The following is a 614-nucleotide window of genomic DNA, read 5'->3' as shown; positions in this document are numbered from 1 at the left end:
ATCGGGCGGCCCGTCGTGCAGCAGCAGGTCGAGCGCGATCTCGGGATAGCGCTCGCGAAAGCCGCGCAGCAGCGGCGCCACCACGCGCCGGCCGAAGCCGCTGGCCGCGCGAATTCGCAAGGCGCCGCGCGGCGGCCCGCTGCGCAGCTCGCGCATCTCGTCGAGCGCCTGCGCGATCTGCTCGATGCCAGGGCGGCAATGCTCGTAGAACAACTGCCCCTCGCGCGTGAGCTGGGTGCAGCGCGTGGTGCGCAACAGCAGGCGCGCGTCGAGCTGGGCCTCGAGCTTCTGCACGTTGCGGCTGACCGCCGAGCGGCCGATGCCGAGCCGCTCGCCGGCCTTCGCGAAACTCCCTTCGGCCGCCACCGCGAGGAAGGCGATCACGCCCGTGTAGCTGGTGGCGAAGCTGGCGGCGAAAACGTCGTCGCCGCCCGGGCGGGCGGCGGCGCGATGATCGGGAAACAGGGACATGGCTGGCTCGAACAGGGTTGCGGATCACCACAAGACGTCCAGCGCGCGCATGTTGTGACAGCGCTTCGCGTTTTTTCACCGGGCCGCCCGCCCGAGCCGGCAAGGCCGCTCAGGACAGGTTCGCCCGGTCGAGCCCGTAGGCC

Annotated in this window: 1 protein-coding gene; it reads right to left on the bottom strand. The window is 71.7% G+C overall.

All coding sequences use genetic code 11. The features are described 5' to 3' along the window. A partial coding sequence (locus FQ755_RS04225) for a LysR family transcriptional regulator (RefSeq protein WP_144151240.1) occupies positions 1-471 on the bottom strand: 471 nt, incomplete at its 3' end. Between the last annotated feature and the right edge of the window lie 143 nt (positions 472-614).

The sequence above is a fragment of the Paraburkholderia sp. BCC1885 genome, from assembly GCF_900996235.1.
GTDB lineage: Bacteria > Pseudomonadota > Gammaproteobacteria > Burkholderiales > Burkholderiaceae > Paraburkholderia.
This window is presented reverse-complemented; position numbering and strand designations above follow the sequence as displayed.